The sequence below is a fragment of the Chryseobacterium sp. genome (genome assembly GCF_008831505.1).
In the GTDB taxonomy this organism is placed as follows: Bacteria; Bacteroidota; Bacteroidia; order Flavobacteriales; family Weeksellaceae; genus Marnyiella.
The window spans coordinates 1959553-1975356 of record NZ_CP044507.1; the positions used below are offsets into that span (position 1 = coordinate 1959553).

At 43.2% G+C, this 15804-nt stretch carries 11 protein-coding genes; all 11 read right to left on the reverse strand.

Annotation, left to right across the window (positions count from 1 at the left end; translation table 11 throughout):
* Positions 1-92: 92 nt before the first annotated feature.
* The 11 genes from F7R58_RS09170 to F7R58_RS09220 all read right to left on the reverse strand — a co-directional run bounded on the left by F7R58_RS09170 (position 93) and on the right by F7R58_RS09220 (position 15798).
* On the reverse strand, positions 93-1331 hold the full coding sequence (locus F7R58_RS09170) for a glycosyltransferase (RefSeq protein WP_158064631.1): 1239 nt from the start codon (positions 1329-1331) through the stop codon (positions 93-95).
* A gap of 50 nt (positions 1332-1381) precedes the next feature.
* Positions 1382-2497 carry a glycosyl hydrolase family 28-related protein gene (locus tag F7R58_RS09175; RefSeq protein WP_158064632.1) on the reverse strand — a complete coding sequence of 372 codons (1116 nt, stop codon included), beginning with the start codon at positions 2495-2497 and terminating at the stop codon, positions 1382-1384.
* Between the two features lie 104 nt (positions 2498-2601).
* Positions 2602-3717 (reverse strand): glycosyltransferase, encoded by a 1116-nt coding sequence (locus F7R58_RS09180; RefSeq protein ID WP_158064633.1) that lies wholly within the window; start codon positions 3715-3717, stop codon positions 2602-2604.
* Between the two features lie 70 nt (positions 3718-3787).
* Positions 3788-4894, reverse strand: a complete 1107-nt coding sequence (locus tag F7R58_RS09185) for a glycosyltransferase family 4 protein (RefSeq protein ID WP_187695227.1) — start codon at positions 4892-4894, stop codon at positions 3788-3790.
* A 41-nt stretch (positions 4895-4935) separates the two neighbouring features.
* A complete protein-coding gene (locus F7R58_RS09190) occupies positions 4936-5835 on the reverse strand; it encodes a glycosyltransferase family 2 protein (protein ID WP_158064635.1) in 900 nt (299 codons plus the stop codon).
* Complete coding sequence (locus F7R58_RS09195; RefSeq protein ID WP_229723802.1) at positions 5823-6989, reverse strand: EpsG family protein; 1167 nt, start codon at positions 6987-6989, stop codon at positions 5823-5825. Before F7R58_RS09195 ends, F7R58_RS09190 begins: the two co-directional genes overlap by 13 nt.
* Positions 6976-8469 carry a flippase gene (locus F7R58_RS09200; protein ID WP_158064636.1) on the reverse strand — a complete coding sequence of 498 codons (1494 nt, stop codon included), beginning with the start codon at positions 8467-8469 and terminating at the stop codon, positions 6976-6978. The genes F7R58_RS09195 and F7R58_RS09200 overlap by 14 nt, the downstream gene beginning before the upstream one ends.
* 68 nt (positions 8470-8537) lie before the next feature.
* The gene (locus tag F7R58_RS09205) at positions 8538-10898 is read right to left on the reverse strand and encodes a GumC family protein (RefSeq protein ID WP_158064637.1); all 2361 of its coding nucleotides are present in this window, start codon (positions 10896-10898) and stop codon (positions 8538-8540) included.
* Between the two features lie 19 nt (positions 10899-10917).
* Positions 10918-11706 carry a polysaccharide biosynthesis/export family protein gene (locus F7R58_RS09210; RefSeq protein WP_158064638.1) on the reverse strand — a complete coding sequence of 263 codons (789 nt, stop codon included), beginning with the start codon at positions 11704-11706 and terminating at the stop codon, positions 10918-10920.
* 34 nt (positions 11707-11740) lie between these two features.
* The gene (locus tag F7R58_RS09215; RefSeq protein WP_158064639.1) at positions 11741-12832 is read right to left on the reverse strand and encodes a Gfo/Idh/MocA family protein; all 1092 of its coding nucleotides are present in this window, start codon (positions 12830-12832) and stop codon (positions 11741-11743) included.
* Between the two features lie 1031 nt (positions 12833-13863).
* Positions 13864-15798 (reverse strand): polysaccharide biosynthesis protein, encoded by a 1935-nt coding sequence (locus F7R58_RS09220; protein ID WP_158064640.1) that lies wholly within the window; start codon positions 15796-15798, stop codon positions 13864-13866.
* Positions 15799-15804 lie beyond the last annotated feature (6 nt).

Sequence of the window (15804 nt, forward strand, 5' to 3'; positions counted from 1 at the left end):
TAGGGGATATTAATTTATAATTATTTTTGATCACGCAATTCATATAGTACATAATTTCTAACAAAAATTCAGCGCTATATCAAAATTGCGCACTATACCCCTGTGCTGACTTTCTCATTCAGAAGAGTATTATAAAGTTCCATATAACAGCCGAACATTTTAATATTCTCAAAATTTGCCACCGCGCTTTCCCGGCAATTGTTCACATAATGGTTACTTCCCAGGTCCCTCATCTTTACAATTGCCTTAACAATCCCTTCAACGTCACCTTTCTCTAGCACTACACCTGTATCACTGCTAATTGATTCCGGACTCCCGCCTGATCTGTATGTAATGACGGGGGTTCCACATGCCAGTGCCTCCAGATTGACTGTGGGGAATGTATCATCCAGCGTGGTATTAACAAACACATCTGCGGCAGAATATAAATCTGCAAGGTCACTCACACTCTCAGTACGTTCCAATCCAACTATCCCCGGCGGCAGGCTTCGGATCTGACTGGGGCTCAGCCCTACCAACATCATGGAAAATCTTTGGGGATCCAGACAATTGTAAAGCTGAACAAAATGATCAAGTCCCTTCCTTCTGTCCCAGGTGCTCGCAACTCCCAAAATAATAAAACGATTTCCAACATGAAATAAGCTGTCAATTTTGCTTCTGGAATTCTTAGGATAAAATTCACTCAAATCAACACCGTTATGGATGACTTCCATAGGATAACCCGCCAGAAATGATTCACTTACTCTATTGCCAAGCCAATGGGAAACAGGAATGAGCGTCAGATTATCCAGTGAATTAAAAATTCTTTTTTTATCAGCATAATTTTTCACAGAGCGGTCGGCCCATAAACTTTTGGGGTATTCCTTTTTTTGCTCACACGCATAACACCCTGTTTTCCATTTTTCGCAACCTACATACTCAAAATAAGCGCAGTGACCGGTAAAAGCCCAGCAATCATGGAAAGTCCACACCACAGGAATGCCGGACTCCTTCAAAAATCTGAACAGAATCTCAATATTGATAAAATAGCCGTGTAGGTGATGCAAATGTATTATATCCGGGTTTATTTCCCTTATGCGTTCGGTTAAGGCGATCGTAGCAGACCGTGAACCGAAGCCGTGGTTATCAAAAAGGCGTGTTTCCAGTCCATGACTGTAGACGTCCCACTTTGTTCCAATCTTAATAATATTCGAGCTGCTGGGATTATGATTTCGGGCGTAGGTAATATAGCTTGACCACCCACTTCGGATTGCCTGTTCACCAATTTGCTCAGCGATCCTGCCTACAGACCCACTGTTGACTTCAATACTGATCTGTAGGAGGATGGGCATTATTTGTTAAGTAAGATTTGAAGCCGTGAGTTGCGTATATATAAATATAATTAATTGAGGATCTTTCCTTTAAAGTTCCCTTTATTGAGCACACATTTGGAATTTGAAACTTTTATTGAAGAAGTGGACGGGCCATCAATCTTAAGTCCCCCAACATTATCGCACCAGACATTATCGAAAATGACATTATCAAAATTACCGGAAATATCCAGTGAGGAATTTTTATTTTGTTCAAAATGTATATTGCGGAAGGAAACATTGTAAATATTGCCTTTAAGTACCAATCCTGTCTTGTTATATTCAAATATGGAATTGGAAATATTGGACGTAGTGATTGCGTGGCTGCCCCCACTGCTGCCGTTCATAGTCATACCAATATTACTGTGGCTTACAAGGACGTTATCGAACAGCACCGTGGTTGAAGGACCACTACCCGCCGTATCTTCAAATAAGATTCCACTGCCGGAGGCATTGAATATCTTGGTATCGGAAATTTTGAGGCCAACGCTCAGCCGGATGATAATTCCGTTAGGTGCTTTTCCAAATAAATTCATTATCGTACAGTATTGCACTTCCGAATGGTAGGCTCCCTGCAGTTCCAGACTTCCCTGAGAAATAAGGAAATTCCGGATGGAAAAAGAATTACTCATAAGGGTATCCTGACCCCGCTGACCAACAATATTGGATATGGCAATTATTGGACTTACACAATGGATCTGCGTAGCAGAACGGCTTTCACCTGTTAAAGATATACAGTCTCTTATAAGCAGAGTACGGCTGATGATATACTTGCCCTTTGGAAAGAAAATCGCACCTCCACCCTGCCAGTTTCCGCCTGATATATTCTGTAAAGGGTACAGGTTACTTACTACATCAATGGCCTTTTGAATTGCCTGAGTATCATCTGTAACGCCGTCTCCTTTGGCCCCGAACCAGCGAACATTGATTATTCCGTCATAAACCCTGGAATAATAGGATGAGCCGTTTTTTATTACAAGTACACCATCCACATCTTTATCAGTGATGGGAATTCCGTTGAGTTTTTTTACAATTCTTTCATACGAAAAGGTCTGATTGCTGTGCAAATCCTTTTTCTCCAAAAATTGTTGAGAAAAAAGGAAGGAATTTTGAACCAGATAGAACAGGAAGATCAGCTTATACTTCATTGGGGGAATCCAGGATGTTTAAAATACAAAAATGAGGGTGGCTATTAATATTTCACAGTCCCATTTCTGTTGCCCTGCGGTTACAAATTTAAATCTTTTCTTTTTTATACTCTCTCAGCGGTTCGTCGGATAATTTCCAGATACTGTAAGGTGCGCTCACGGCTGTTTGTAAAACGTTTAAGGTTGACCTTTGCCTTACGCACAAGTTCCGTTTTAAGATTTTCATCAGTATGCAGCTTATGCAGCGCATGGGCAAAATCCCTGGCGGAGGTCGCATTACAGAAGAGGGCCCCGTTGCCGCAGATGTCATGGGCAAAGCTCAGATCGGAAGTTACGATGGGCACCTCCATAAACATCGCTTCCAGGTAGGTAGTTGAAAAAACTTCTAACAGTGTCGGAAAGAACAGCGCATCCATCTGACGGAAAAGAGAGGGCAACTGCTCAATTCTTACATATCCCATATAATTGATGTACTGATTATAGTAATCTGAAAAATTAAGGTCTTCCTTATTCAGTGAAATATGAAACCTGAAATCAAGTTTAGGTTGCAGTTTCAACATTTCATCAATTACTTTAGGAATAATCGTCAAATTTTTATGTGGATAATTCGCCGACAATGAAAGGATGTTGAATTCAGCTTTGTCAACACCCATTTCTACCCAATTACTCTCCTTTTGGAAAATTCCGTTAAGTGTATTGCCAACCGTATAGGTAGGAACTGCACTGCTGATTTTTCTGTCAAATTTTGCGCGTGCCACTTCGGATTCAAAAATCAGCGAATCTGAATTTTTATGGAAATGATAGCTTTTAATTTGGTCAAGTAATCTGAATCTGGACCGTGCAACGGAATTCAGTCTTTTGAGGAAAGGAGATTCCGGATAAATAATATAGGGAATGGCAAATCCCACCACTTTTGGTGCGGTACTTTTATGATAGGAAGGTCCAAAGGTTGTAAAAATACAGTCTGGCTTAAATTTTCTTTCCAGCCGCTTCACGGCCCAAACTCTTTTCAGCACACAGGAGTGTTCAGACCCGGAAAGATTTTCAAACTGAAAGTTCGAACTGAATTTGGATGTGTCAGTCTGTTTGCTGGTCCCGGGCGACTGAATAACAAAATATTCATTTGGAATCTGCAGTATATTTAAATCTTCAAGAAAAGATACCGCGACCTGTATTCCGCCACCAGCCGCCAGATTTGAATTATCTATTAATATCTTCATATTTCAACATTAGAAGCGGTTTAAGCACTGCTGTTTAAATTCTTAAGTCTCATAACGCCTTTTAAGGTAATTAATTGCGATTACCTATTGTCTTAAATAAACCATCCCACTGCCGCATGATAACCTCCTTACTGAACTCAGCAGCTTTTTTCTTCGCATTGCTGCCCATTATCCTTCTTAAATCCTCTCTGTCCGCAAGACGCGTAATCGCTTTTCCAAAGCTTTCAACATCCTCAGCAGGTACCAAAATTCCATTTTTATCGTTTTCAATCAGTTCAGCAGGTCCTTCGGGACAGTCGAAACTTACCACGGGCAAGCCACACGTCATCGCTTCTACGAAAACAAGTGCAAATCCTTCAAATCTTGATGAGAAGAGGAACATTGAACTGTTGAGCATTTCTTCCTGTATATTTTCAGATACTCCCATTAATTTAATTTTACCCTCTAATTCATGAAAACTTATTTTTTGTGAAAGTTTCTCTTTCCATTCACCCTGTCCGTAAATATCTAATGTCCAGTTGTGAAGTTCTTCTTTATGCTGAGCCCAAGCATCTATCAGTAAATCAAAACCTTTTTGTGCATCAAGTTTGCCCACTGCTATCGCTCGCTTACGTGTAACGTCTGCGCTGTGCGTGGCGGCGAAGGAGGAAAAGTTGTAGATATGGTAAATATTTTTGTGAGTTCGTTGCCATTGCTCCAAATCCTTTTTTGTAAGCACTACTAACGCATCAAGTTGCTTTGTTTGGCGAAGGAGCTGCGACGTTCTGTATTGGCCAACGAGCCGGCTAAGCAAACCTGCATTCTGCGCCATGAGAAACTGTTGACGGAAATTTTGTGAAAAATGCATTTCCAAGACCTTTTTGCAATTTACTCTTATTGACTGCAAAAACTCCAGTTCTTTTCCACCGGTAGACACCATGATTTCAGGCTGCTCCTCAGCCAAAAAAGCCTCCAGTTTTTTTCTGTAAGCTGCAATTTTGCTTAAGGTGAAAATTATCCTGCTGCCCAAAGACCTTTTAAAGTCCAGATCAAAATTGTAACCGAAATCTACAACTTTAACATCCTCATCCAAAGGAAAAAACAGCGGCCGTGCGCGCTGGTCTGTAGTTAGGACGGTGACATTATAGCCATATACCTGCACCAGATAATTAATTTTTTCAGAGAGGATCCTTTCCATACCGCCGGGATTTTGTAAAGAAGGGATGCAGTATAGGATTTTCATTTCTTTGTTTGTTCCTGTATTTGCACAAATCTAAGCTTTTCGGCGGTATAGGCATCAGACTTTTCATTAACTCCAATAATCCGGTAGATCATAGACAAAATGCGTAATGACAATTTTTTCTGCCAAATAAAGCGTTGAAAGTTTAAATTGTATTTTGCAAAGTAATAACGGGTCGCTTTATATGCTTCGGCGAAGGAAAAATCTGACATCTCTTCGCGCCCGTCGATCAAATGTTTATAGGGCATACCATAATCCACGTCAATTTTATATCCTCTTTTTATAAAGCGCCGGCAGATATCTGCCTCTTCACAGTACATAAAAATATTTTCATCAAATTCTGAGATTTCTTCAAATGCTTTCTTTCTAATCAATAGAAAAGCCCCGGACGGGAACATAAAAGAAGCTGAAAATAAATTCAGTTTATTCAGCAGTAACATCAAAGGGGTTGTGAACAGATGAAATTCATACTCGGGACGGAGATAAAATGAAATATCACGTCCACCCAACTGCCTTCCGCCTAGCAAAGCAAGCTGGCTTTCATTCACCATACGGCGCAGCCCTGCTGAAAAAATGGGTTCTACTAAAAGGACATCAGGGTTCATAATAAGGACATTCTTCCCCGAGGCTGCTTTCAAGCCAACATTGTTGCCCTGCCCATATCCATTATTCTCATTCTTAATGAACATGATAGTGGTTCCAAATTTGGAATGCAGCAACTGCTTCATCCTCACTCCCTCTGCCGCAGCACTGTTATCTACCACAATGATTTCCAATGCGTCTTCAGGCAAATCATTATGCTCAAGCAGCGAGCTGATACAACCTTCAATTAAATCCAGTGAATTATAGGTAAGAATAATAACTGAAAGATCTGGTCCTGTTGTGTTTATCTGTCCCATAGCTCAATCATAAAACGTTCTCTTTCCGGATTTTTCTTCTTTTCAAAAACTGATGTATAAGGGAAGAATATAGAGTTATACCGGGCGCGGCCTACAACGGACAAATCCATTATGATCTTGATGTTGATGACAAATATAATATTTATTAATGTAGCAAAGACAGCAATTTTCTTAAGACGTACATGCGATTTAGAAAGTCTGAATACCAAGTCGATAAAAATAATAAAGAATGGAATGAAAAGATAATTAAGCAACCGCTCAAAACCAACCATGACCTGCGAAAATATAGAAACAATAAGGAACCCTGCCAGCAGCCAGTCATGCTTCCGGTGCTCCGGCTTTTGCCTTATGTAGAATAACATGAGCGGTAATAATGTAAGAACCCGGCCGGCATAAAAGAATAAACTTCCGGCAACGCTGAACTCCATCTCGGAATATACTTCGGCCTTATCCTGCATTGCGGAGGTAAACAAAAATATACTCAGAATACTTACGATACTGGATTTCAGTAAAATAAGAGGAATGCCTGCAAAAACCAGTATATATATCAGTTTATGAGTAAGTTTAACAAGTCTGAACAGCGGCAGCAACAGCAGTATCACAGCTGAGATATGAAAAAAGAATCCTGTAACTGCAAACAGATAATAAATGACGTAATTTTTCTTTTCAAAATACCGGTAGCCCAGTAAAAAGCAGCAAATGGCCAGTGCTTCCCTTTGTATATCAAAGAAAAAATAAAAGTAGATGCAGGACACAAAAAAGACTGAAAGAACAGAGAACGGGTGGACAGAACGTTTGAAAACAAAGCGGAAAACGATCAGATTAAAAATTACAGCATGCACAGCCTGATAAAAATAGTAGTCGGTATTTATGGTCTTACAGACTGCGACAAAAAGAAGATAGAGGGGCTGGTAACCAAAGGACAGATTAACCTTTCTTAAAAAGTAAAAATAATCACCCAGGTCGGGCATGTGCTTAAAATAATCTTCATAAAGTAAAGCATCTCCTCCCACCCTGTAGCGCAGCGCGGTCATGGAGGTCATCACCAGGAACACAAGCACATAATAGGCTTTCTTCAGAAATACATTTTTTCTGTAATCATAATGGAATGCGCCGAAGAGCAGCAGAAGAAAGACTATACTATATACCAGCATCAGATTTTACTAATTTGGATTTTATAAACAAATAAACTGAATGGCTGTTTTTTTCCCTGAACAATGCGAGCAATCCAAAGTAAAGCATAAAATAAACCGCCGAAACAGCAGCGAGAACAAGCGTGCTGTATAATTTACCAAATACCGCCGTAAAAGAAACTGCAAACACGAGCAAGCTTGCGAACACAATTTTTTTCAGGTTACTGTCCCAAAGCGCTGGCAGCAAACCGTTCTTACGGCACGCAAGATACATCACCGCTACCGCAAGAAGTTCGGCAATAACGGAAACAGTTGCTGCGCCATCCTGCTGATAGCGCGAAATTGCGAAATAATTGATCATCAGGCTCACTGCTGCGGCTATGATTACAGCCCGGGTATACACTTTCTCCCGGCTTTGGGGATACAAGATAAGAAAACCCATATAATAGGCCAGACAGACAACTATGCACAGCGGCGAGAGCAGGCGCATGGTAAGCACAGACGGAGTAAACTCCGGGCCGGCCATAATGCCAATTACTGCATCGGCAAAAACATAGAAATAAATGGAGAATGGAACCGCAAACAGCATGATGAGGTCAAAACTTTTCACCAGATATCTCTGATACTGTTCTCTGTCATTGTGGTAAAGGTAAGACAGCCTGGGCAAAAGGACAGCTCCCAGTATGGTAATGAAGGAGATCACATACCTTATAAGTTTGCTTGCCACCGTATAATATCCCACATTTTCGTCACCGGACAGGAAACCGATAAGGAAAACATCAAGCTGCAGGTAAATGTTAACCGCAACAGTAGCCATAAAGATCGTGGCAACCGGCTTCAGGTGCCGGCGCAGGTTCAGTTCCCGGTAACGGATCCTGTTCCTCATCAGTTTACTGAACAGAATGCCAAAGTTGATGATATTGGCACCGAAATTTAAAATAACCAGCAGTACCGCGTACAGGATATAATCATCCGGAGACTTGATCAGTATAAAATAAAGTCCGAATATCAGGAGCCTAACCGTAACATACCGGACGGTAATAAAAAGTTGGTCTTCCAGTCCCTGAAAATACCATTCCGCTCCTATATTGCTCAGCAGGATCATGGCACTCATCACAATCAGCAAGCTTCGGTAATCGGCAAATAGATCGAGTTGAATCAGTACTCCGAACAGTACAGCATAAGAAATAAAGGTGGTGACTGCCACGAGGATATAGAGCTCCGCTACGAGCTTATAAAGTTCCCTGGGTTTGTCGCGGCAGCGCGCGACCTCGCGGATACCGTACATGGGAATTCCCAAAGCAGAAAATAACACAAAGTAGGTAATGACTGCGTTAATGTACTCCACCTTACCCATACTTTCAGCACCCAGGACGCGGGCCAGGTAAGGCATCGTAAAGATCACCACCATTGCTGCCGACAAAACACGAAGCAGGTTTAAGACATAATTAACCTTAATACTTCTGCTCCCCGCCAGACCGGCAATTTTCTGTTTTATCATCTCAGTTCAACTCCTCACCTTTGTGGCAGCTCGGTGAATATTTCCTTCCGAAAGAATGCCTGTAACACCTACTGTCCGGTTAATTTCTGCCACCAGGTGCGTGTTTCTGCCGTATACCCATAGCCATACTTATTGCCGTATCCAAAATAGGATTTCTCCACATCATTCAGCACAAAAGCAACATTCTTTATTTTCTTGGCGTCTATCTGTTTGTTGGCGAAATCTATAAGTCCTTTCTCAGTATATCCGGATCGGGTAACATACAGAGTGGCATCCGCCATCTCCGCGAAAAGGAAGGTATCAGTCACGAGCATCAGCGGCGCGGTATCAAGGATCACGTAATCATAATAAGGTTTTACCTGCTCAATAAGCAGTTCATAACGCCCGCTGGACAGCAGTTCTGTCGGGTTGGGAGGGATACTGCCGGAGTAGATAACGTCGCAATACTCGTTGAAGCTGCTTTGATGGATAATGTCTTTCAGCTGCGTATCCTCATCATGCAGAAACTCAGTGAGACCTGCCAGTCCTTTGCGCGCAGGATTGTAGCGCTGAAGTTGTGGATTACGGATATCCGAACCGATAATAAGAACCTTGTGCTTCGGCGTTGCCAGGGTGAGCGCCAGGTTAACGGATACGAAAGTTTTCCCTTCCCCTTTTACGGACGAGGATACAAATACAACCTTACCTTTATCCTTCCTCGGAAGCATGAAGTTCATATTGGTAATAATAATCCGGAAAGCCTCCGCCATGGGCGACAGGTCATTCTGACCCACCAGTTCACTCTGGCCTTTCTCCACCTGTGGCAGTTCGCCCAGGATAGGCGCGTGCGAAAGTTTCTCCAGATCGTGTTTGGAGCGGATCTTATTGTTAAGCAGCTCGCGTATATAGATGAATGCGAAGGGCAGCAGAACACCCAGCAGAAGTGCAACGGCCAGGAGCACTAATTTCTTCGGTGATACCGGTTTCTCAGACGGATAGGCTTTGTCTATGATTCTCGCCTTCGGAGCCGTAATGGCCAGTGAGATCGCTGCCTCTTCCCTTTTCTCCAATAACAGTAGATAAAGGTTTTCCTTGGTTTGCTGCTTCCTTTCAATGCTGCGGAAGAGTTTTTCCTGAGCTGGTATTTTACGGATCTTTGAGTCCAGAACATTCTGTTCTCCGGCAATCTGATCTCTTGTAGCCTGTAAGGCGGTCCGGTTTTTAATCAGGTTATCCATTACTGAAGACCGCAGCACCGCTAACTGACGGTTAAGGTCGGTAATAAGCGGGTTTTGGGGCGTGGCATTTTCCAGAAGGCTGTTGCGTTCCAGGATGAGCTGATTGTAAGCCTGGATATTGGCTGAAGCTGTAGGGTTGCTTAAACCTACACTGGAAGGGAGCGTTTGGTTGCTGCCCAGCCTGGACATATATGAGATAAGGTCACTGGTAAGTTCTAACTGCGTTTCTGTCTCAAGCAACCTGGCCCGCGCGCTGGCGGAACTTCCTAATGTAAGTCCGGCCTCGGTGGGAATGTCAGTAATTTTGTTGGCTACCTTAAACTGCTCTTTCTGGCTTTCTACTTCTTCGAGTTCATTGGCAATGATTCTGATCCGGTCATCTATAAAGTCCTTCGTTTTCTTCGACTCGGAGTTTTTGTCATTTATAGCATCAGCATTGTAGGATTCTACAAGCTTGTTGATGATCTGTTTTCCTTTACCGATATGCGGATAATCCATAGACAGTTCCACTACCGTAGCGTCTTTATCTACCAGGTCTATCTGGGTCATTTTCTGGAAGTCATTAACGGTTTTCGCCGTAGAACGGTAATGGATTTGTAGTTCACCAATATCTTCCTTTTTGGAAGGGTCATAATCAGGATTTCGCAGCAGAATGAAATTTGCGTAAGGCAGGCTCACTGTTTTTCCGAAAGTAGTGGTAACCGGTTTTGGAAGATCCTCGGATTCCAGTTCGATCCGGTCTCCGTTTATCTTTACAGTAAGTGGTGCCCATGAGGGTTTTCCGGTATTCTTTTCACTGATAAGCTTCACGAGCAGCGGCGCTGAATCGCCATACAGCTCCGTTGTAATAAGACCGTCCTTATTAACCAGTTTGGTTTGCAGACCCAGTTGAGTAACTACATCCTGCATCAGTTTTTTGGATTTCAGGACTTCAATCTCATTTTCAATACTGTTGGTACCCATAGATCCCATGCCGCTAAGGTCCGAAAGCATAGCCATGTCTGCGGAAGGCGCCTTCTTACTGTCTTTAATCAATACGGTTGAGGTGATACTGTAAACCGGCGTAGCGATCTTAATATAAAAAATGGCCAATGCCAGTAAAATTAAGACGGAAAGCACAAACCACCACCATTTGCGGAGGTACGGCTTTATTATTTCATTAATGTTTACCTCCTCAGAAGCATGCACTCCTGGATTTGATGTTTCGCTCATCTAATTCAGACTAATAAAGTTAATTCTTGAAAATGGTAATGAAGATACCTGCCAGGCCGATCAGCGTACCTGCAATGGCGATATAGGTGCCGGTGTTGGGATCCAGCCTTGCTGCTTTTTCCTTGGTTGGATTTGCTGAAACATAGATCACATCACCCTGTTTGAGCTGGAAATAGGGCGAGTTGATGAAATTGGCATCCAGCAGATTAATTCTTTCCTCAGTAATAACGCCGTTTACGTTTCGCACCATCAGTATATCATCGCGTTTACCGTAGATCGTTAGGTCTCCTGCCAGCCCCAGCGCATGGAGGAGTGTAGCTTGACCTTCGGGTATGGTATATTGGTTGGGACGCGTTACCTCGCCCAGCACCGTCACTTTAAAATTAGCCAGTCTCACCGTTACAACGGGTTCTTTCACATACTTCGAAATAAGCTCATGCATCTCCGACTTCAATGCTTCAACCGTTTTGCCTGTGGTACTTATTTTTCCCAAAATCGGAAAGTCAATATTTCCTTCTGAATCTACAAGATAGCTGCGCTCTACATTCGGTGCGGCGTTTGGCGCAGTGTTCTGTGCGGTATAATATCCCTGGTTGAAGGGGCGAACGACTTCCATATTTTTGGCAGATACAAAAATAACCAGCTGGTCGCCTTTCTGTATGGTTGACGCAGCATTATCCAGTGCTGCCTGTGTTACGGTTTGCTTTACATTCTGCAGATAATTCAGTTCGCTCTGCTTCTCATCTTTGCGTGCCGTGCAGGATTGCAGGACAGCAAGAAACAGCAATATACCAATGAGTCTCTTCATATTTTTACTTAAGCCACAAATATACGATATTGATTTATTTAATAGCTGGTTTATCCTGTTGTGAATGAATTGAAGCCGGTAAATCCAGATGGTCTTCTGTGGTGTAAGGCGCATTCCCGGCAGCCTCATAAATCCTCCCAATAAGATCGATCACCTTCAAACCGTCGGTGGGGTCCATGGCCGGCTGAGAATGCCGCCGGAGCACCTCCACAATATTTTCAAAAATAAAATGATGGTTTAAGGCCGAACCCTTGTAGGAACCGTAGTCATTCTCGGGACCGGTAGGCGCAAGTTCCGGCATATCATAATCCTTTATATGGCACACCTCCACTTTGTCCATATACTGCCCCCCAATTTTTACCGATCCGTTTTCGGCAATCACGGTGAGCGAACTTTCCAGATTCCGGTTCCACACCGAAGTAGAGAAGTTCAGGCATCCAACGGCACCGTTTTCAAATTTAAACCGTATCATGCCGCTGTCTTCAAATTCGGTAAGATGACTGTGGTTAAAGTCCGCGAGCCAGGAATCAATAAAATTCACATCACCGAACAGCCAGTACATGATATCAATGAAATGGGAGAACTGCGTGAACAGCGTACCGCCGTCAAGTTCTTTGGTGCCGCGCCATGATCCTGGCGTATAATATCTTTCATCACGGTTCCAGTAACAGTTAAGCTGAATCATAAAAAGTTGGCCCAGTTTGCCGCTGGAAATCATTTCCTTTAGCCAAACCGCAGGCGGTGAATAGCGGTTCTGCATTACTAAAAAAAGCCTTCTGTCCCTTTCTTTAGCTACATTAATAAGTTCGGCGGCCTCATCCCGGTTCAGGGTTACGGGTTTCTCTACCACCACGTGACGTCCGGATTCCAGAATCTGCAGTGCCTGCTTAAAATGTAGTCCATTAGGTGTTGCCACCGTGATAACATCGACATTCACGTATGAGCACAGCAACTGGTCCAGCGACGAGAAAAAAGGTACTCCATATTGCGTAAGCCCAAGTTCGGCTTCCGGCTTTACATCCACCAGTGCCACCAGCTCACAGTCTTCGTTACGGCTGATCATCTCCGCATGTCTCTTGCCTATATGGCCGCATCCAACCACGGCAAACCTTATCTTCTCCGACATTTTTTCCAATTATTCTTTCCCTGTCATCGGGGCTTTAAATATAAATAAAAATGTGGGATGCAACGCAATGTGGATCAGGAAATAGATACCAGATTTAGCTTATTGCTGATAGCCAATAGCCGAGAGCCAAGGCAAAGGACAAGCATAAAGCGTAAAACTTATAGCCGGTAGCCCAGGTTGAGGGAAAGGTTGAAGTTAAGGCTAAGGTTGAGATTGAGGCAGGGGTTGGGTCATATGTAGCTTACAGTGTAAAGCTTACAGCATATAGCTTATTGCCAGGAGCCCAGACCAAATGCCCGGATGGCAGGCAGCCGAGATTTTGGATTAAACTCTGTGTCTCGGAGACAACTCTGTTCCCTCTGTGGTTTGGGTAGACATCAGATTTCAGATTTCAGACCTTTAAAAATGATATCAAAAGGTATCGCAGCCGAAATAATGCGCTTCTCTCTTTGTGCTCCTTGTAATAGACCTTTGTGAACTTTGTGGTTAGTTTAGAACTTAGAGCGGGGAGCCGGGAGCGGAGATTTTGGATTAAACTCTGTGTCCTCTGAGAAAACTCTGTTCCCTCTGTGGTTTGGGTAGACATCAGATTTCAGATTTCAGACCTTAAAATGATATCAAAAGGTATCGCAGCTGAATAATGCGCTTCTCTCTTTGTGCTTCTTGTGAAAGACCTTTGTGAACTTTGTGGTTAGTTGAGAGCTGAATGCAGAGAGCCAAGAGCTAAGGCAAAAGTAAAAAGTAAAAAGTTTCCGGGAGCTTAGATATCAGATATCAGACTGTCTAGATGAAATAAAAAAACGAAAGAGCCAGGATTTAGGTTATGATTAAGGAGGATTAAAGCCCACGGCAAAGGCAAGCATAAAGCCTATAGCTTAAAGCTTATTGCTGATAGCCAATGCCAATATCCAAAATGGAGGTTACGATTAAGGTTGATACTTCACCAGCCTAAGTACATGGTTTGAGGCAAACCGGGCTTATTGAATTTAGCTTACAGCTTAAAGCTTATAGCCCATTGCCAGCAGCCATATCTAGTCCAGTGCCTCGTATACAGAATTATTACTGATGAATTCCGGCACAATATCCTTCAGGTTCCGCACCACATCAACCTTATCCCGCCGCAATGCCGCCTTGATCACAAGATTGGTAAGACTGTCAATCTGATTAAAAGGCAAACAAGGATCTTTTGAAATAAGTATTTTCTCGTGATGTGTGGTCAATGTCTTAGTACCGTCTGTAAGCAGTTCCTCGTAGAGTTTCTCTCCTGGTCTTAGTCCGGTGAATACAATTTTAATATCCAGGTCGGGTTCAAAGCCCGAAAGCTTGATCATACGTTCGGCCAAATCCAGGATCTTCACCGGCTCACCCATGTCGAAAACGAAGATTTCACCACCTTCTCCCATGGTACCTGCCTCCAGCACAAGTTCACAGGCCTCGGGAATCGTCATGAAATACCGTACAATATCGGGATGGGTAATAGTAATTGGACCTCCTTTTTCAATTTGCTTCTTGAAGTGGGGAATCACGGAACCGTTGGACCCTAATACATTTCCAAAACGGGTAGTGATAAATTTCGTTTTATTGTTTTCCACCTCCTGCAGGGCCTGTACATACAGTTCTGCCGTCCTCTTGGACGCTCCCATTACATTGGTGGGATTTACAGCCTTATCGGTAGAGATCATCACAAACCGGTTCACGCCGTAACGGCTGGAAAGGAAGGCGAGGTTTTTGGAACCAAGCACATTCACAAGAATGGATTCATGCGGATTTTCCTCAATAAGAGGCACATGCTTGTAGGCAGCCGCATGATAGACCATGGAAAAACTGTACTTCTGGAACAGGGGCTCAATACGGTGACGGTTGGAGATATCAGCCAGTACAAACTTAAAGTTAACCTTCGGAAAACTGGCCCGAAGCTCCAGCTCAATTTCGTAAAGCGGCGTCTCTGCCTGGTCCAGTACCACGATCTGCGCGGGCTCATACTGTGCTACCTGTCTTACGATCTCACTGCCGATAGAGCCAGCGCCCCCCGTCACCAGGATGGTTTTCCCGTAGTGCCGGCTTTTTATTTCGTCATTCTGTAATTTGATGGTCTTCCTGTTCAGCAGGTCTTCAATCTGAAGCGACTTGATGGAGGCATCAGGATCGTTGTTACGTAACTGCTGAAGCGTGGGTGCTTTATATACCTGCAGGTCTTTTTCCAGAAAAAAGGCAACCCACTGATTAAGCTCCTCTTTACTCATCATCTCCTTCACTACCAGAATACCGTCAAGCATCAGGTCTTCTTTGGTGGAATGTTCAATCTTGTCTTTGCTGTAGATGGGTTTCCCCAGCAGGCTGGCCCTGGCCGAATCATTTCGTTGCGTCAGGAAGCCTGCGATATGATAAGGAAGGTTGGGGTTGTCCAGTACTGCCCTGGCCACAGCTACGGCCTGTTCATCTATCCCGAGTACCCAAATCCGGGTACGCTGTGCACTGCGCCGGTATTCCCTGGCAAAATAAAAAAACTCTTTAACAGCCAGCCTGAAGATGAAAAGGAAAATGAAGGAAGTAGTAAAAAATATGGCAGAGAAAGGGATGGACATATAGATCAGCCGTTCACCTGTAACGAGCTTAAATAGAAAGCTGCCTGCACCTATTGTAAAAGTGGTACAGAAAGTGGCCATAAACAGCTTAAACAGGTCAATAAATGTGGAATGGCGTATGATTCCGGTAAAAGTCCGGAACAGAAACATATAGAAAACACTGATTCCCAGAATCAGGAAATACATATAATCCCGCCCGTAAAAGACCGACTGTACGCTGTAAGTCAGTTTTTCAATAACGTAGCATGAGAAGTATATGGCTAAAGCCACGAAACACAGATCAAGGATCAACACGACCCATCGTGGTAAATAGCGGATATCAGTAAGGTTCATCAGGGTATCCCCACCGTAAATTTTGTTGCCGACTTTATGAAGCTTCATATACGT